Raw genomic sequence first — 16,363 nt, forward strand, 5'->3', positions numbered from 1 at the left:
CCCGTACGCAGCGTGCGTACGGGGCCTCGGGCCTGCGCCGGAGAGACCGGCACCGCGACGGGTTCAGCCCTTGCGGGTCTTGACCTCGTCGGTGAGGGCCGGGACGACGTCGAAGAGGTCGCCGACCACGCCGTAGTCGACCAGCTCGAAGATCGGCGCCTCTTCGTCCTTGTTGATGGCGACGATCGTCTTCGAGGTCTGCATACCGGCGCGGTGCTGGATCGCACCGGAGATGCCGGCCGCGATGTACAGCTGCGGCGAGACCGACTTACCGGTCTGGCCGACCTGGTTGGTGTGCGGGTACCAGCCGGCGTCCACCGCGGCACGCGAGGCGCCGACGGCCGCGCCGAGCGAGTCGGCGAGCGCCTCGATGACCGGGAAGTTCTCGGCGCCGTTGACGCCACGGCCACCGGAGACCACGATCGCGGCCTCGGTCAGGTCCGGGCGGCCGGTCGACTCACGCGGGGTGCGCGAGACGATCTTGGTGCCCTTGGAGGAGTCGGCGACGGTCACCGCGAGCTGCTCGACCGTGCCGGCGGCCGACGCGGCCTCCGGGGCGGCGGAGTTGGGCTTGACGGTGATGACCGGGGTGCCCTTGGAGACACGGGACTTGGTGGTGTACGAGGCCGCGAAGACGGACTGCGTGGCCACCGGGCCCTCGTCGCCGGCCTCCAGGTCGACGGCGTCGGTGATGATGCCGGAGCCGATGCGGACCGCGAGGCGGGCACCGATCTCCTTGCCCTCCGCGGAGGACGGCAGCAGCACGGCGGCCGGGGAGACGGCGTCGTAGGCGGCCTGCAGCGCGTCGACCTTGGGGGCGACGAGGTACTCGGCGAACTCGGGCGCGTCGGCGGCCAGGACCTTGACGGCGCCGTGCTCGCCGAGGACCTTGGCGGCCTCGTCGGCGTTCGGGCCGAGGTGCACCGCTACCGGCTCGCCGATGCGGCGGGCGAGGGTGAGCAGTTCGAGGGTGGGCTTGCGGACGGCGCCGTCCACGTGGTCGACGTAGACAAGAACTTCAGCCATGGGATTGCTCTCCTGCGGGGAAGAATGAGGGCGGGGGAAGGACTACGCGGCTCAGATGAACTTCTGGCCCGCGAGGAACTCGGCGAGCTGCTTGGCGCCCTCGCCCTCGTCCTTGACGACCGTGCCCGCCGTACGGGCCGGGCGCTCGGTGGCGTCCTCGACCTTGGTCCAGGCACCCTCAAGGCCGACCTCGTCCGCCTCGATCTCCAGGTCCTCCAGGTCCAGGGACTCCACCGGCTTCTTCTTGGCGGCCATGATGCCCTTGAAGGAGGGGTAACGCGCCTCGCCCGACTGGTCGGTGACGGACACGACGGCCGGCAGCGCGGCCTCCAGCTGCTCGCTGGCGGTGTCGCCGTCCCGGCGGCCGGTGACCTTGCCGTCGGCGACGGACACCTCGGAGAGCTGGGTGACCTGAGGAACGCTCAGCCGCTCGGCGAGCAGCGCGGGCAGCACACCCATCGTGCCGTCGGTGGAGGCCATGCCGCAGACGACGAGGTCGTAGCCGGTCTTCTCGATGGCCTTGGCGAGCACGAGGGAGGTGCCGAGCGCGTCGGTGCCGTGCAGGTCGTCGTCCTCGACGTGGACGGCCTTGTCGGCGCCCATCGACAGCGCCTTGCGCAGGGCGTCGTTGGCGTCCTCGGGACCGACGGTGAGGACCGTGATCTCCGCGTCGTCGGCCGCTTCCTTGATCTGCAGGGCCTGCTCGACGGCGTACTCGTCGAGCTCCGAGAGAAGACCGTCCACGTCGTCCCGGTCGACGGTCAGGTCCTCGGCGAAGTGCCGGTCGCCGGTGGCGTCGGGCACGTACTTCACACAGACAACGATCCTCAAGCTCACGCCGACTCTCCTACCTGCTTCGTCTCTTCAGAACTGCCTTGTGCTGGCAGCATAGGCGCCTGTTGGGGCGGCTCCCGGTCGGAGTCGGTTCCCCACGCCGACCGTCATATTACTCGCCAGTACATCCAGTCTCGTGCCCCGAATCAAGGCCGTCGAAATGTGACGTTGCCAACGGCCCTGAACAGGTGAAGAGGAAGCCGCGCCGGAACTCGCGCGTGTCGGGTTCCGGCGACGGACCGTCAGTCCCGGAGCGCGTTGAAACGGCCCTGGTGATAGAGGAGCGGACGGCCGGGCCCGGCGGGGTCACCGACCACGGGCTGGGCGAGCACGATGCGGTGGTCGCCGGCCGGGACCCGCGCCACGACCTTGCACACCAGCCAGGCCAGTACGCCGTCCAGGAGGGGCACGCCCTCGGGGCCGGTGCGCCAGGCGGTGGCGGGGCCGAAGCGGTCGGCGCCGCTGCGGGCGAAGGTGGCGGCCAGCTCCTGCTGGTGCTCGCCGAGTATGTGGACGCCGATGTGCTCGGCCTCCGAGACGGCCGGCCAGCTGGAGGAGCCGGTGCCCACGCCGAACGAGAGCAGCGGCGGGTCGGCGGCGACGGAGGTGAGGGAGGTGGCGGTGAATCCCGCGGGGCGGGCGCCGGGTGCGGTGATCACCGCGACGCCGGCGGCGTGCTGCCGGAAGACCGAGCGCAGGAGCTCGGGAGAGGCGGTGTGCGGCGTGCCGAGGCCGGTCAGGGCCGTCATGGAGTTGTCCTTCTGCTGTCGGGTACGGGCCCGGGCGGAGCCGTCGGCGGCCGTGCGGCGGCCGACGGCAGAGGGGTCGTCGCTGCTCACACGCCCGGACAGCGGGCGCTGGCAGTCCGCAGAAGGTCGACGTGGGCGCGTCCGTAGAGAAGGGGTCCTGGCCGCATCACGTCAGAGTGACGATTCGTGACCCACAGCGTCAAGGGGCGCCCGCCATCTGGGAGATCAATCACGGACGGCGGCACCCAGCGCCGCGATCACATCCGCCTTCCGGGGCTGCCCGGAGGCGCGGCGCACGATCGCCCCGTCCGCGTCGAGCACCAGCACCGTGGGGGTACGCAGCACCTGGAGCCGCCGTACGAGGTCCAGATGGTCCTCCGCGTCGATCTCGACATGGGCCACGCCCTCGACCATGCCGGCCACTTCGGTGAGAGTGCGCCGGGTGGCCCGGCAGGGCTGGCAGAAGGCGCTGGAGAACTGCACGAGGGTGGCCCGCTCCCCCAGCGCCGCGCCGATCTCGGCGGCGCCCAGCCGCGCCGTCTCGTCCCGCTCCCGCACCGTCAGCCTCCCATTGCGGCGTTGGTGCCACACGCCGAAGACGCTCGCCGCAGCGAGCACCGCGAGGCACACCATGAGTCCTGTCATCGAGGGGTGCAGCGTTCACGAGACCGCAAAGATTCCCGGCCCCGCATCCGGCCCGGTCTGCGGCAGGGTGGGGGCATGGCTATCGACCGGATCGACGCACGGGGCCCGAGGTTCGGGGCGGCGGTGACGGCCGTCGTGCTGGCGGCCGTACTGGTCACCGGCAGCGCCCCGCTGCTGGCCTGCCAGGCGGTGGTCTTCGCCCTCGGGGCGGTGGCGGGGGTGCCGCGGTCGCCGTACGCCTGGCTGTTCAGGGTGGCGGTGCGCCCGTGGCTGTCCCCGCCCACCGCCTTCGAGGACCCCGGCCCGCCGCGCTTCGCCCAGAGTGTCGGGCTGTTCTTCGCGGCGGTGGGACTGGCCGGTTACGCCGTGGGGCCGGAATGGCTGGGGCTCGCGGCCACCGGCTGCGCGCTCGCGGCGGCCTTCCTCAACGCCGTTTTCGGGTACTGCCTGGGGTGCGAGATGTACCTTCTGGTGCGGCGGGCGGTGGGCTGAAGCGGTCACCACGTGACAAGAATCTCCCGGCCGGGGCGGCCGGCGCGCTGGCCGCCGCGGCCGACTTCGGGCACGATCTCCCGAAAGCCGCAGTTACGACTGCGTAGGTTTCCGCCGGGAGAACCCTCCCCAGGCGTGGAAAAGGGGTCCTCCGGACAATGGCAGAGCTCGTCTATCCGCCGGTGATCGGCGCCGCCCGTACGCTCTTCAAGGCGCTGGATCTGAAATTCGACATCGCCGGGACGGACCACATTCCGCGCCGCGGCGGGGCGGTTCTGGTGAGCAATCACATCGGGTACCTGGACTTCGTCTTCGCCGGGCTCACCGCGCGGCCGGCCAAGCGGCTGGTGCGCTTCATGGCCAAGGAGTCGGTCTTCCGCCACAAAGTGTCCGGTCCGCTGATGCGCGCGATGAAGCACATCCCCGTGGACCGCGGCCAGGGCATCCACGCGTACAAGCACGCGCTGTCCGCCCTGCGTTCGGGTGAGATCATCGGGGTCTTCCCCGAGGCGACCATCTCCGAGTCCTTCACCCTGAAGACCTTCAAGTCCGGTGCGGCGCGGCTGGCCCAGGAGGCCGGGGTGCCGCTGCTGCCGGTGGCACTGTGGGGCACCCAGCGCCTGTGGACCAAGGGCCACAAGCGCGATCTGGGCCGGAACCACTTCCCGATAACGATCCGGGTGGGCGAGCCGATGGAGGCCGACCCGGACGAGCAGGCCGAGAAGATCACCGACCGGCTGCGGTCCCGGGTGCAGGACCTGCTGGAGGCGGCCCAGCGCGCCTACCCCGTGCGCCCCAAGGACGCCGAGGACACCTGGTGGATTCCGGCGCACCTCGGCGGGACCGCCCCGGCGGCGCCCGGCCGTCTCGCCTGACGCCCGGCCGTCTCGCCTGACGGCCCCGGGACCGGCCCGGATCAGCAGGAGCGGATCTCACCGACCTCGATCCGGGCGTCCGGGCAGGCCCGGCGCAGCGCCTCGGCCAGCTCGATGCCCGCGGCCGTCAGCGCGTCGAGCGGCATGGGGGCCAGCCGCTCCAGCAGGAAGAGGGCGCTGACCGAGTCCTCGGTGAGACGGGTGCGGACGCCCTGCCGCCAGTTCCAGCGGCGGCAGGTGACGCCCTCGTCGTCGCACCAGACCACCTCGCCCGCGTCGGGGTGCTCGATGACCTCGGCGCCCCCGGCCGCGGTCACGAACGGCTCGTCGCCGGTGGCCCGGACGAGCCGCATACCGCCCTGGATAAGGTCCAGGTCCTCGCCACCCACAGGGACGAGGTGCGCGACGCTGACGGCGTTGTAGAGGTCGACCAGCCGGTTGATGCGCGGCAGCCCGCCGTCCGCGAGCGCGCGCCGGGCCAGCGCCTCGGCGGAGTTGCGGGTGCGTGAGGGCTTGCTGCCGAAGGCGGTGTACGCGGCGCGCCAGGCGGCGAGATGCGGATCGTCCTGCGGGGCGCGCCCGTCGAGGCGCTCGGCCAGCCGGCGGGCGGCGTCGTCCAGCAGCGCCGCACCGGCCTCGTCGCTGGGCCCGTTGGTCAGGCCGTGGGCCTCGACGGCGAGCCAGCTGAAACCGGGTGCCAGGGCGCGCACCTCGTCGGAGACCTGCAAGGCACAGGTCAGGTCGGGGGCCTGCGAAGGGCTGGACATCAGGGCCGTTCCTCAGAGGTCGGTGGGGAGCGTCTGCCACAGGTGAGGCCGGTCGACGGCCTCCCGGAGGCATTTCAGCACGGCCGGGTGCGGTTCAGCAAATAGCACCGGACAGTCCACTTCATTGAACTCCGGCCGGACGACGAACGCGAGCTGCTCCCGGTCGAGGCGGAACTGCGCGTCGACGCCCGGCTTGTTGCCCCGCGGGTCCTGCCGGGCCCAGCGGTCCTCGCCGGGCAGCCTGACGGCGACCAGGCCGTGGAGAACGTCGAACTTCTGGTAGCACAGCGCGGTGGGGATGCCCTCGGCGCGCAGCAGGGCCGCGAGGGCGTGCGCCTTGGCGTAGCAGATGCCGGTGCGCTGCGCGAGGACGTCCGAGGCGCGCCAGGTGACCCTCCCCCACCCTTCGGCCGGGGGGACCCCCATCTCGCTGCGCTCGTCACCGACGTCCTGACTGTGCGGGATGGCGTCGCGGACGAACTCGAAGGCGGCCTTGGCGTATGCGTATGCGTCGGGGGCGTCAGCGGAGAGGGTGGCGGCGGTGGCCCGGACGCGTGGGTGCTCGTGGTCGATGACCTCGTCGGCGGCCAAGTAGGCAGAGATTTCCGGGGCGTTCTGGATCAGCTCCATGCCCGGGGAGCGTAACGACGCGCCCGGCCGAGAGTCAATGACTTTTCGGCCGGGCGCATAATTATGCAGTTGGTGTTCTCCAGGCTTCGGTGCCGCTCAGCGGCCCAGCTCCTCGCGGAGTGCGGCGAGGAAGCCGTCGACGTCCTCCTCGGCGGTGTCGAAGGCGCACATCCAGCGCACCACGCCGGCCGACTCGTCCCAGAAGTAGAAGCGGTAGCGCTTCTGGAGCCGCTCGCTGACGTCGTGCGGCAGCCTGGCGAACACCCCGTTGGACTGCACGGGGTAGAGGATCTCCACCCCGCCGATCTCCCGCACGCCGGCCGCCAGCCGCTGCGCCATGGTGTTGGCGTGCCGGGCGTTGCGCAGCCACAGGTCCTTGGCGAGCAGCGCCTCCAGCTGGACGGAGACGAAGCGCATCTTGGAGGCCAGCTGCATGGACAGCTTCCGCAGATGCTTCATCGCCCGTACCCGGTCGGGGTTGAGCACGACCACGGCCTCACCGAAGACCGCACCGTTCTTGGTGCCGCCGAAGGAGAGGATGTCGACACCCACGGCGTTGGTGAAGGCCCGCATCGGGACATCGAGGGTCGCCGCGGCGTTGGCTATCCGCGAGCCGTCCAGATGCACCACCATGCCGCGCTCATGGGCGTGTTCGCAGATGGCCCGGATCTCGTCCGGCGTGTAGACCGTGCCCAGCTCCGTGCTCTGGGTGATCGAGACGACCTGCGGCATGGCGCGGTGTTCGTCGTCCCAGCCGTACGCCTCGCGGTCGATCAGCTCGGGGGTGAGCTTGCCGTCCTCGGTGGGTACGGTGAGCAGCTTGAGCCCGCCGACCCGCTCGGGCGCACCGCACTCGTCGACGTGGATATGCGCGGAATCCGCGGCGATCACCGCACCCCAGCGGTCGGTCACGGCCTGCAGGGCGACGACGTTGGCGCCGGTGCCGTTGAACACCGGGAACGCCTCGGCGCGCTGCCCGAAGTGGCTGCGGAAGACGCGCTGGAGGTGCGCGGTGTAGTCGTCCTCGCCGTAGGCGACCTGGTGGCCGCCGTTGGCGAGGGCGAGCGCGGCGAGCACCTCGGGGTGCGCGCCCGCGTAGTTGTCGCTGGCGAAGCCGCGTATCTCGGGGTCGTGGTGCTGCCGGGCGTCGGTCTTCGCTCCGGTCACGGCTCGGGGGTCAGCCACAGACGCTGTCCATTCACTTCCTGGGCGGGCCGGCTCCAGACCCCGGCGATGGCCTCGGCCAGCTCCGTGACGTCCGTGAAGCCCGCGAACTTCGCGTTCGGTCGCTCGGCGCGCATCTGGTCGTTGACGAGCGCCTTCACGATCAGGATGGCAGCAGCGGCACGCGGCCCCTGCTCGCCCCCCGCCTTGCGGAAACCGTCCGCCATGGCCAGCGTCCAGGCCTCGGCCGCGGCCTTGGAGGCCGCGTAGGCGGCGTTGCCGCTGGTGGGCTTGCCGGCGCCGGCCGCGCTGGTGAGGAGAAAACGGCCGTTGCCGCTGCGCTCCAGGGCGTCGTAGAAGGCGAGGGAGGTGTGCTGGACCGTGCGGACCAGCAGCTTGTGGAGCACGTCCCAGTCGGTGAGGTCGGTCTCCGCGAAGGTGGCGGAGCCGCGCCAGCCGCCGACGAGGTGTACCAGACCGTCGATCCGGCCGAACTCCTTCTCCGTACGGTCCGCCCATTCACGGGCCTGGTCCAGGTCGAGAAGGTCCACGGTGTCCCCTATCACCGTGGCGCCGCCGTGGGCGTAGCGGGCCGCGTCCACGGCCTCCGCCAGCCGCTCGGGGTTCGAGTCCGAGCCGACGACCACCGCACCCGCCTCGGCCAGCCGCAACAGGGTCGCGCGCCCGGCCGGTCCGGCCGCGCCCGCCACCGCGATGACCGCACCCTCCAGCGGCCCCTGGCCGCCCGTCGAAGTACCCATCTTCGTCGCCTCCTCGTCCTGCTCCTCGACGGCCTGCGGCCGGGTGTTCCGGTCCGTCGTCATGCCGCCGCCAACGCGTCGCTGTGGGCCGTGATGCCCTTGGTGGATGCGATCACAGCACGCAGCTTCTTGGCGAGCGCTTCGTAGAACATGCTCAGCGGGAATTCGTCGGCGAGCACGTCGTCCACGAGCTTGCGCGGCGGCTGGTCCAAGTCGAGGGCCTCGGGCCCCTTGGCCCAGACCGAGCCCGGGTGCGGTGCCAGGTACGTCGAGACGAGGTCGTACGCGGCGAACCAGTGGACCAGCTTGGGCCGGTCGATGCCGTCGCGGTAGAGCTTCTCGATCTCGCCGCACAGCTGGTTGGTGACCTTGGGCGCCCGCTCCCAGTCGATGTGCAGTGTGTTGTCCGTCCAGCGTACGACGTCGTGCTTGTGGAGGTACGCGAAGAGCAGCTGGCCGCCCAGGCCGTCGTAGTTGCGGACCCGGTCGCCGCTGACCGGGAAGCGGAACATCCGGTCGAAGATCACCGTGAACTGCACATCGCGCGCCTGGGGGTACCCCTCGGCCTCCAGCTTCACGGCCTCCTTGAAGGCGGTGAGGTCGCAGCGCAGCTCCTCCAGGCCGTACATCCAGAACGGCTGCCGCTGCTTGATCATGAACGGGTCGAAGGGCAGGTCACCGTGGCTGTGGGTGCGGTCGTGCACCATGTCCCACAGGACGAACGACTCCTGGCAGCGCTTCTGGTCGTCGAGCATCGTGCGGATGTCGTCGGGGAGTTCGAGACCGAGGGTCTCGACGGCGGCCTTGCTGACCCGGCGGAAGCGGGCGGCCTCACGGTCGCAGAAGATGCCGCCCCAGCTGAACCGCTCGGGGGCCTCGCGCACCGCGATGGTCTCCGGGAAGAGCACCGCGGAGTGGGTGTCGTAGCCGGCCGTGAAGTCCTCGAAGGTGATGCCGCAGAAGAGGGCGTTGTCGTAGCGGGTGCGCTCCAGCTCGGAGAGCCAGTCCGGCCAGACCATGCGCAGCACGACGGCCTCGAAGTTGCGGTCCGGGTTGCCGTTCTGGGTGTACATGGGGAACAGGACGAGGTGCTGGAGACCGTCGGCGCGGTGCCGGGCGGGCTGGAAGGCGAGCAGCGAGTCCAGGAAGTCCGGCACGCCGAAGCCGCCGTCGGCCCAGCGGCGCAGGTCGGCGACGAGCGCCTCGTGGTAAGCGGCGTTGTGCGGCAGCAGCGGGGCGAGCCGGCCGAGGGCCGCTATGACGCGGTCCACCTCGTCGCGGACGGCGTCGGCGGTCGGTGCGCCCTCCGCCGCCAGGTCGATCGAACCGTCCTTGGACTGCCACGGGCGGATGCTCTCCACGGCGTCCTTGAGCACCGGCCACGCGGGGTGCGCGACCACACTCTCTGCGGTCGTGGTGGCCTCCTGGACACCCACAGGCGAAAGAATTTCCGTCATGACTGCCCTCCGGCGGTAGATCGTGTTGTCAGAACACGGTAACCAGCCGAGGATCGCCCACTCAAGTGGCACCGGTGAAAATCTTTCTGCCGACACCCGGCACTCACGCCGATTTTTCCTGTGCGTGACGGCCCGGACGCCACTTCCTGCCCGTGAGGCCAGGGCTTGCGGCGCTTCTTTCAGGGCGTGTTGACGGGGAAAGGCCACCTTTGCACCTTCCGGAACGGCGCCGTCCGGCCTACCGGATGCCTACCGCCCGTAGTCGTATGGCATATGCCACACCCCGCTCCCCGGCAGCGTCCGCGCACGTGGTGACCGGGTCCCGGCGGGCTCGTCAGCGCCGCGGGGACTCGCCCACGCGAGGGTGAGCCGGTCTGGAAGCGGATATGGCGGGTACCCGTACTGGACACACCGCGGCCCCGTCCGGCGCCCCTTTTCCCGCCGTACGGTCCCGTTAGGCTGAGCGCCATTTCGTCACACCGTTGCCGACAGTCGACGGTCGACACCGGGACTGAGCCGACAGCAGCACCGAGCCGACAGAAGCGAGGCAGCCTTGTCCTTTCTCACCATCGGACACCGCGGGATGATGGGCGTGGAGCCGGAGAACACCCTGCGTTCCTTCGTGCGCGCCGAGCACGAGGGCCTCGATGTCATCGAACTGGACCTGCATCTGAGCAAGGACGGCGCGCTCGTGGTGATGCACGACGCGGACGTGGACCGGACCACCGACGGCGCCGGTCCGATCGCCGAACGCACCCTCGCCGAGCTGCGCGAGCTCGACGCCGGGCAGGGCGAGCGCATCCCCGTCTTCGAGGAGGTCGTGGCGGCGGTCAAGGCGCCGCTGCAGGCCGAGATCAAGGACGTGGCGGCCGCGCAGGCGCTGGCCGAGGTGCTGCGCTCACGGGACCTGGTCGACCGGGTCGACGTGATCTCCTTCCACGACGAGGCGCTGGCCGCGATCCGGACCCTGCTGCCCGGTGTCCGTACCGCGCTGGTCGGCAGCCGCTACGGCGCCGACGTCGTCGACCGGGCGCTGGCCGTCGGCGCGACCATGCTCTCGCTGAACATCCGCCGGCTCACCCTGGAACTGGTCGAGCGGGCCCATGCCGCGCAGCTGAAGGTCGTGGCCTGGACGGTCAACACCCACGACCAGCTCCGCCTGGCCCGCGGGCTCGGGCTGGACGGTGTGGTGACCGACCAGCCGGAGATCCGGCGGGCGGTCCGCTTCACCGCGTAGGCCGGCGGGCGCCACATCGAGCCGGGCGGGGTGCCGCGTCCCCGGGCCCCGCCCGCGCGTACGGAGAAACGCGCAGTTCACAGCCGTGCAATGTGAGTCCGGCATGCGGACACTTTCCCCGGTGATCTCGACAGCGGGCCCGGTGCACTGCCACTCTCCCGCCATGCGCCTCGCCAACCGCCCCCTCCGCCTTGCCGCTTGCGCCGCCGTCGCGCTGCTCGCCGCGGCCGTCGGCTGTGCCCCGCAGGACGCCGCCCCCGGTGGTCCGGGGGCCGCCGGCCCGCAGAGCTGCGACCGCGGCCGGCTGGCCACCGTGGCCCGCGGCACGCTCACGGTCGGCACCGACAAGCCCGCCTACGCGCCGTGGTTCCACGACGACGACCCGGCCAACGGCAAGGGCTTCGAGTCCGCGGTCGCCTACGCCGTCGCCCGGCAACTGGGCTACGGCAAGGGCGCGGTGCGCTGGCAGACCGTGCCGTTCAACAACGCCTTCGCCCCCGGTGCGAAGAAGTTCGACTTCGACATCAACCAGATCTCCGTCAGTGCCGCGCGCAAGCGGGCCGTCGCCTTCTCCTCCGGCTACTACGACGTACGCCAGGCGGTGGTCGCGCTCAAGGGGTCGCGGGCCGCGCGGGCCAGGAGCATCGCCGATCTGCGGCGGGTCAAGCTCGGTGCGCAGGTCGGCAGCACCAGCCTGGACGTCCTGCAGGACACCGTCCGGCCCTCGGAGCAGCCGGCCGTCTTCCAGAAGAACGACCTCGCCAAGTCCGCGCTCAGGAACGGCCAGGTCGACGCGATCCTCACCGATCTGCCGACGGCCTTCTACATCACCTCGGCGGAGGTCAAGGACGCCGAGGTGGTCGGGCAGTTCGCGGCGACCGGCGCCGCCGAGGAGCAGTTCGGGCTGGTCCTGGACAAGGAGAGCCGGATCACCGGGTGTGTGACGGCCGCGGTGGACGCCCTGCGGAAGGACGGCACCCTGGCCCGGCTGGAGAAGAAGTGGCTGGCCGACGCCGTGTCCGTGCCGGTGCTCAAGTGACGTACGGAGAAGGTGTGCTGAAGACTCCGGTGGCACCGGAAGGGTCCGGGGACGGGTACGCGCCCTCGGCGCGGCGGATCGAGCGGGAGCGGTTCAAGCGGGCCAGGGCCCGGCGTGCCACCGCCGTCGCCGCGCTGAGCACCCTGGTCACCGGCACCGTCCTCTTCCTCGTCATCACCCGCTCGCCCGGCTGGCCGCGCACCCGGGAGACCTTCCTCAGCCCGGAGTACGCGCGGATCGCGCTGCCGAAGGTGCTGGACGGGCTGCTGCTGAACCTGCGGCTGCTGGTGGTGTGCGGGGCGGCGGTGCTGGTGCTCGGGCTGCTGCTGGCGGTGGCCCGGACCCTGCGCGGGCCGGTGTTCTTCCCGCTGCGCGCGCTGGCCGCCGCGTACACCGACTTCTTCCGCGGACTGCCGCTGATCATCTGTCTGCTGATGGTGGTCTTCGGGGTGCCGGCGCTGCGGCTCCAGGGCGTGACCACCGATCCGGTGCTGCTCGGCGGTTCCGCGCTGGTGCTGACGTACTCGGCCTATGTCGCCGAGGTCTTCCGGGCCGGCATCGAGTCGGTGCACCCCTCGCAGCGGGCCGCGGCCCGGTCGCTGGGACTCTCCAACGGGCAGGCGCTGCGCTTCGTGGTACTGCCACAGGCGGTGCGGCGGGTGGTGCCGCCGCTGCTGAACGATCTGGTCTCGCTGCAGAAGGACACCGGTCTGGTGTCCATCGCGGGCGCGGTGGACGCGGTGTACGCCGCGCAGATCATCGCCGGCAAGGACTTCAACTTCACGCCCTACGTCGTGGCCGGGCTCGTCTTCGTCGCGCTGACGATCCCGATGACCCGCTGCACGGACTGGATCACGGCTCGCATGGACCGCCGGCGCGCCCAGGGAGGACTCGCATGAGCACGACGGACGACGCTCCGCGGCCGGCCGGGAAGGCCGCCGCTCCGGACGCGCCCGGCGGCGGGCCGGTGCTGCGGCTGGAGTCCGTGCGCAAGACCTACGGCCGGGGCACGGTCGTGCTGCGGGACGTGGATCTGGAGGTTCCGCCGCACACCGTGACCGCGCTGATCGGCGCCTCGGGGTCGGGCAAGTCCACGCTGCTGCGCTGCGCGAACCTCCTGGAGGAGATCGACGACGGCGCGATCTTCCTGGACGGCACGGAGATCACCGATCCACGGGCCGACGTGGACGCGGTGCGCCGCCGGATCGGGGTGGTCTTCCAGGCCTACAACCTCTTCCCGCACATGACCGTGCTGGACAACATCACGCTGGCGCCGCGCCGGGTGCACGGGGTGCCGCGGGCCGAGGCGGAGGCGCGGGCCCGTGAGCTGCTGGAGCGGCTGGGGCTGGGCGCGCGGGCCGGGGAGTACCCGGACCGGCTCAGCGGCGGCCAGCAGCAGCGGGTCGCGATCGTCCGGGCGCTGGCCGGCCGGCCCCGGCTGCTGCTGCTCGACGAGATCACCGCGGCGCTCGACCCGGAGCTGGTCGGCGAGGTGCTGGGGGTGGTCCGCGAGCTCAAGGAGGAGGGCATGACCATGGTCATCGCCACCCATGAGATGGGCTTCGCGCGGGAGGTCGCCGACCAGGTGTGCTTCCTGGACGGCGGGGTGGTGGTCGAACGCGGCACGCCCGAGGAGGTCTTCGGGGAGCCGCGGCAGGACCGCACCCGGCAGTTCCTGCGGCGGATCATCCAGGCGGGACGGCTGTGAGCGCCGGGCCGCCCCGGCTCTAGCCGAGCGGCTTGACCAGCAGCTCGAAGGCCAGGTCGGGGCGCTGCGGGATGCCGAAGCGCTCGTCGCCGTACGGGAACGGGGTCAGCTCGCCGGTGCGCCGGTAGCCGCGGCGCTCGTACCAGGCGATCAGCTCGTCGCGCTGGTGGATGACCGTCATCCGCATCTCCCGGGCGCCCCAGGTCTCCCGGGCGGTGCGCTCGGCCTCCGCGATGATCAGCTTGCCGAGGCCGCCGCCCTGAAGATCCGGGCGCACCGCGAACATCCCGAAGTAGGCGTGGTCGCCGCGGTGCTCCAGCTGGCAGCAGGCGATCAGCGCACCGTCCCGCTCGGCGATCAGCAGCCGGCCGGTCTCCTTGCGCACCACGGCGGTGACGCCCTCCGGGTCGGTGCGCTGCCCCTCCAGCAGGTCCGCCTCCGTCGTCCAGCCGCCGCGGCTGACGTCACCGCGGTACGCCGACTCGATGAGGGCGACGAGCCCGGGGACATCGGCATCGTGGGCGGTACGGAAGGTCAGCTCGCTGGTGGGCATGGCGTGGGCAGTCCTCTCGGGCGGACGAGTAGCTGCGAGGAGGCTAACAACCGGCGGGGCCGCCGTGTCAGGGCCGGTGTCAAGGTCGTGCGGCGGCGGGTGCCGGGCCGCGCGGGGCGCGCGGCGTAGGGTCCGGGCATGGTGCACGTACTGAGCAGCAGGGTGCTGTTGCGGCCGGCCGACCCCGAGCGGTCGCGGGCGTTCTACGGCGAGGCGCTGGGGCTGGAGATCTACCGGGAGTTCGGTACCGGCCCCGAGCGCGGCACGGTCTACTTCCTCGGCGGCGGCTTCCTGGAGGTGTCCGGGCGCGCCGCCGTTCCGGCCACCGAGACCCTCCAGCTGTGGCTGCAGGTGGCGGACGCGGCGGCGGCGCACCGGGAGCTGGTGACGCACGGGGTGGAGGTGCTGCGCCCGCCCGTGCGGGAGCCGTGGGGGCTGATCGAGATGTGGATCGCCGACCCGGACGGCCACCGGATCGTGCTGACCGAGGTCCCGGCGGACCATCCGCTGCGCTATCGGCCCTGAGGCGTCCGCGCGCCCCGTCCGGCCGGGGCGGACACCGCCCTGACGGGCGTCCTCGCCGCGCTCCCCCCTTGCGCCCGTGCGCTCCCGTGTGCCGGGCGGCCGGTGGGCATCCTGCCCCCGATGCGTACGGGTGCGAGGGGAGGCGTTCCGTGCACGGACCGGCGTGGGTCGGCTGGCTGCTGGTGCTGCTGGGTGCCGCCGGCGGCGCGTACTGCCTGTGGCGGGCGCGTACCGGGCCGGCCGGGCAGCGGGGCGAGGCGCGCGGCGAGGGGCTGATGGCGCTGGGGATGGCGGCGATGGCCTGGCCGGTGGCGCCGTCGTCGTGGTCGCCGTGGCTGTTCGCCGCGGTGTTCGGGGCGGCGGGGCTGCGGGCGCTGGTGCGGCGCCATCTGCATCACGCGGTGGGCGCCCTGGCCATGGTGTACATGGCGCTGGTGATGGTGATGCCGTCCCAACAGGCGGGCCACACGGCGCAGATGGGGCAGATGGGCCAGGCGGGCGGGACGGGCCCGATGGCGCACGCGGCGCCGGGCGGGGTGCCGTTGCTGACCGGGCTGTTGCTGGTCTACTTCACGGGGTACGTGCTCGCGGCGGGCGTCCGGCTGGTGCCCGCCGTCGGCGCGGGGGCCGGGGAAGCGGTGGCGGGCGGGCCGGTGGCGGTGGCGGGCGCCGGGGTGCTGCCGGCCTGCCGGGTGGCGATGGGGATCGGCATGCTGGCGATGCTGCTGGCGCTGTGAAGTGCGGCGACGCACTGCCGTCCGGGACACCGCCGTTGGCGCGCCCGGTGCGCGTGCGCACCGGTGGCCCGGGTGGTGTGCATCACTTCCGACGCGTGGCCGTACCAACGGGTAGTCGTGCGCTCATAGGGTGACGGCATGATGGTCACTCTCGCGCTGATGATGCTCGGCGTGCTGGCCGCGGCAATGGCGCCGCGGCTGATGGCCCGTTCCGACTGGCCCGACCGTGAGCCGGTGCTCGCCCTGTGGGTGTGGCAGTGCGTGGTCGCGGGTGTCCTGCTGTGCTGTCTGCTCGCGATGTCGCTGAGCGCGGCCGCCGCCTGGGAATCCGTCCGCAGCCCGGTGTTCGGGTTCGCGCCCCGCGTCGTCGTCGAGGCGTACGCGCTCCAGACGCACGGGCCGTGGGCCGGGGCGCTGGCCCTGGTGCTGGCGGGTGGCGGCGCCTGGACGGCCCTCGCGCTGACCCGCGAGGTACGGGCGGTGCGCGCCCGGCGCCGGCAGCGGCGGGCCGAGCTGCTGCGGCGTGCGCCGTTGCTGCCCGGCGAGGAGCCCTCCGGGGAGCGGCTGGTCGTCCTGGAGGGGGACCGCCCCGAGGCCTGGTGGCTGTCCCACTCCTCGCCCCAACTGGTCGTCACCACCTCGGCGTTGCGCCGCCTGAAGGGGCATCAGCTCGATGCGCTGATCGCCCATGAGCAGGGCCATGCGCGGGCCCGGCACGATCTCCTGCTGTACTGCGCCTCGGCGCTGGCCGCCGGTTTTCCGCAGGTCCCGGTCTTCGCCGCGTTCCGCGACCAGGTGCACCGGCTAGTCGAGCTGGCCGCCGACGACGTGGCCTCGCGCCGCTTCGGCCGGCGGACGATCGCCCTGGCGCTGGTGGAACTCAACGAGGACCGCGGGGTGTTCGGCCCCTGCCCGGCCCAGCTCGCCCAGGTACCGGCGCGGGTGGACCGGCTGCTGGCCCCCGCGCCCCGCTTCACCCCGGGCCGCCGGCTGCGGATGACCGCGGTGGCGGCGCTGGTGCCGGCGATCCCGCTGCTGGTGACCTTCGTTCCGGGGCTGCACGCCCTGACCTAGGACCTGTCGTCAAACTCCCGCCTGCCCCGCGGCGCCTGGCACGCACTCCCCCACGCCTAAAGGGCGCGGGGGGACCCCCATGCTGCGTTG

General features: G+C 72.1%; 19 protein-coding genes. 9 read left to right on the top strand and 10 right to left on the bottom strand.

Features of this window, described 5'->3' with window-relative positions; translation table 11 throughout:
- Positions 1-63 precede the first annotated feature (63 nt).
- The 4 genes from ACWC9R_RS32525 to ACWC9R_RS32540 form a co-directional block, all read right to left on the bottom strand.
- Positions 64-1,026, bottom strand: a complete 963-nt coding sequence (locus ACWC9R_RS32525) for an electron transfer flavoprotein subunit alpha/FixB family protein (protein ID WP_450736941.1) — start codon at positions 1,024-1,026, stop codon at positions 64-66.
- A gap of 51 nt (positions 1,027-1,077) precedes the next feature.
- Complete coding sequence (locus tag ACWC9R_RS32530) at positions 1,078-1,863, bottom strand: electron transfer flavoprotein subunit beta/FixA family protein (RefSeq protein ID WP_450736943.1); 786 nt, start codon at positions 1,861-1,863, stop codon at positions 1,078-1,080.
- A 239-nt stretch (positions 1,864-2,102) separates the two neighbouring features.
- The gene (locus ACWC9R_RS32535; protein WP_450736970.1) at positions 2,103-2,609 is read right to left on the bottom strand and encodes a flavin reductase family protein; all 507 of its coding nucleotides are present in this window, start codon (positions 2,607-2,609) and stop codon (positions 2,103-2,105) included.
- 225 nt (positions 2,610-2,834) lie between these two features.
- Positions 2,835-3,254 carry a TlpA family protein disulfide reductase gene (locus ACWC9R_RS32540; protein ID WP_450736945.1) on the bottom strand — a complete coding sequence of 140 codons (420 nt, stop codon included), beginning with the start codon at positions 3,252-3,254 and terminating at the stop codon, positions 2,835-2,837.
- A 75-nt stretch (positions 3,255-3,329) separates the two neighbouring features.
- On the opposite strand from ACWC9R_RS32540, the gene ACWC9R_RS32545 reads away from it, so the two are divergent.
- Positions 3,330-3,746 (top strand): DUF4395 domain-containing protein, encoded by a 417-nt coding sequence (locus ACWC9R_RS32545; protein WP_450736947.1) that lies wholly within the window; start codon positions 3,330-3,332, stop codon positions 3,744-3,746.
- Positions 3,747-3,904: 158 nt separating this feature from the next.
- Positions 3,905-4,621 (top strand): lysophospholipid acyltransferase family protein, encoded by a 717-nt coding sequence (locus ACWC9R_RS32550; protein ID WP_450736949.1) that lies wholly within the window; start codon positions 3,905-3,907, stop codon positions 4,619-4,621.
- A gap of 41 nt (positions 4,622-4,662) precedes the next feature.
- On the opposite strand, the gene ACWC9R_RS32555 is transcribed toward ACWC9R_RS32550, so the two are convergent.
- From ACWC9R_RS32555 to ACWC9R_RS32575, 5 genes are all read right to left on the bottom strand, one after another.
- Positions 4,663-5,388, bottom strand: coding sequence for a B3/B4 domain-containing protein (locus ACWC9R_RS32555; RefSeq protein WP_450736951.1), 726 nt, complete (start codon positions 5,386-5,388; stop codon positions 4,663-4,665).
- A gap of 12 nt (positions 5,389-5,400) precedes the next feature.
- Entirely contained in the window at positions 5,401-6,018 is a 618-nt protein-coding gene (locus ACWC9R_RS32560) for a transglutaminase domain-containing protein (RefSeq protein WP_450736952.1), read from the bottom strand.
- Between the two features lie 96 nt (positions 6,019-6,114).
- Positions 6,115-7,203: a threonine aldolase family protein gene (locus ACWC9R_RS32565; protein ID WP_450736954.1), complete on the bottom strand. Its 1,089-nt coding sequence runs from the start codon at positions 7,201-7,203 to the stop codon at positions 6,115-6,117.
- Positions 7,182-7,943: an SDR family NAD(P)-dependent oxidoreductase gene (locus tag ACWC9R_RS32570; protein ID WP_450736972.1), complete on the bottom strand. Its 762-nt coding sequence runs from the start codon at positions 7,941-7,943 to the stop codon at positions 7,182-7,184. The genes ACWC9R_RS32565 and ACWC9R_RS32570 overlap by 22 nt, the downstream gene beginning before the upstream one ends.
- Positions 7,944-8,002: 59 nt before the next feature.
- Positions 8,003-9,400: a DUF6421 family protein gene (locus ACWC9R_RS32575; protein WP_450736956.1), complete on the bottom strand. Its 1,398-nt coding sequence runs from the start codon at positions 9,398-9,400 to the stop codon at positions 8,003-8,005.
- A 553-nt stretch (positions 9,401-9,953) separates the two neighbouring features.
- Between ACWC9R_RS32575 and ACWC9R_RS32580 the strand changes: the two genes are divergently transcribed.
- The 4 genes from ACWC9R_RS32580 (at position 9,954) to ACWC9R_RS32595 (ending at position 13,384) form a co-directional block, all read left to right on the top strand.
- Complete coding sequence (locus ACWC9R_RS32580; RefSeq protein ID WP_362607001.1) at positions 9,954-10,637, top strand: glycerophosphodiester phosphodiesterase; 684 nt, start codon at positions 9,954-9,956, stop codon at positions 10,635-10,637.
- Positions 10,638-10,800: 163 nt separating this feature from the next.
- Complete coding sequence (locus ACWC9R_RS32585) at positions 10,801-11,676, top strand: ABC transporter substrate-binding protein (RefSeq protein WP_450736973.1); 876 nt, start codon at positions 10,801-10,803, stop codon at positions 11,674-11,676.
- A gap of 14 nt (positions 11,677-11,690) precedes the next feature.
- Positions 11,691-12,575: an amino acid ABC transporter permease gene (locus ACWC9R_RS32590; RefSeq protein WP_450736958.1), complete on the top strand. Its 885-nt coding sequence runs from the start codon at positions 11,691-11,693 to the stop codon at positions 12,573-12,575.
- The gene (locus tag ACWC9R_RS32595; protein ID WP_450736960.1) at positions 12,572-13,384 is read left to right on the top strand and encodes an amino acid ABC transporter ATP-binding protein; all 813 of its coding nucleotides are present in this window, start codon (positions 12,572-12,574) and stop codon (positions 13,382-13,384) included. Before ACWC9R_RS32590 ends, ACWC9R_RS32595 begins: the two co-directional genes overlap by 4 nt.
- Positions 13,385-13,403: 19 nt before the next feature.
- On the opposite strand, the gene ACWC9R_RS32600 is transcribed toward ACWC9R_RS32595, so the two are convergent.
- The gene (locus tag ACWC9R_RS32600) at positions 13,404-13,937 is read right to left on the bottom strand and encodes a GNAT family N-acetyltransferase (RefSeq protein WP_450736962.1); all 534 of its coding nucleotides are present in this window, start codon (positions 13,935-13,937) and stop codon (positions 13,404-13,406) included.
- 138 nt (positions 13,938-14,075) lie between these two features.
- Between ACWC9R_RS32600 and ACWC9R_RS32605 the strand changes: the two genes are divergently transcribed.
- From ACWC9R_RS32605 to ACWC9R_RS32615, 3 genes are all read left to right on the top strand, one after another.
- A complete protein-coding gene (locus tag ACWC9R_RS32605; RefSeq protein WP_450736963.1) occupies positions 14,076-14,462 on the top strand; it encodes a VOC family protein in 387 nt (128 codons plus the stop codon).
- A 149-nt stretch (positions 14,463-14,611) separates the two neighbouring features.
- A complete protein-coding gene (locus tag ACWC9R_RS32610) occupies positions 14,612-15,199 on the top strand; it encodes a DUF5134 domain-containing protein (RefSeq protein ID WP_450736965.1) in 588 nt (195 codons plus the stop codon).
- A 138-nt stretch (positions 15,200-15,337) separates the two neighbouring features.
- A complete protein-coding gene (locus ACWC9R_RS32615; protein ID WP_450736966.1) occupies positions 15,338-16,273 on the top strand; it encodes a M56 family metallopeptidase in 936 nt (311 codons plus the stop codon).
- Positions 16,274-16,363 lie beyond the last annotated feature (90 nt).

The organism is Streptomyces sp. NPDC001219 (assembly GCF_053597915.1).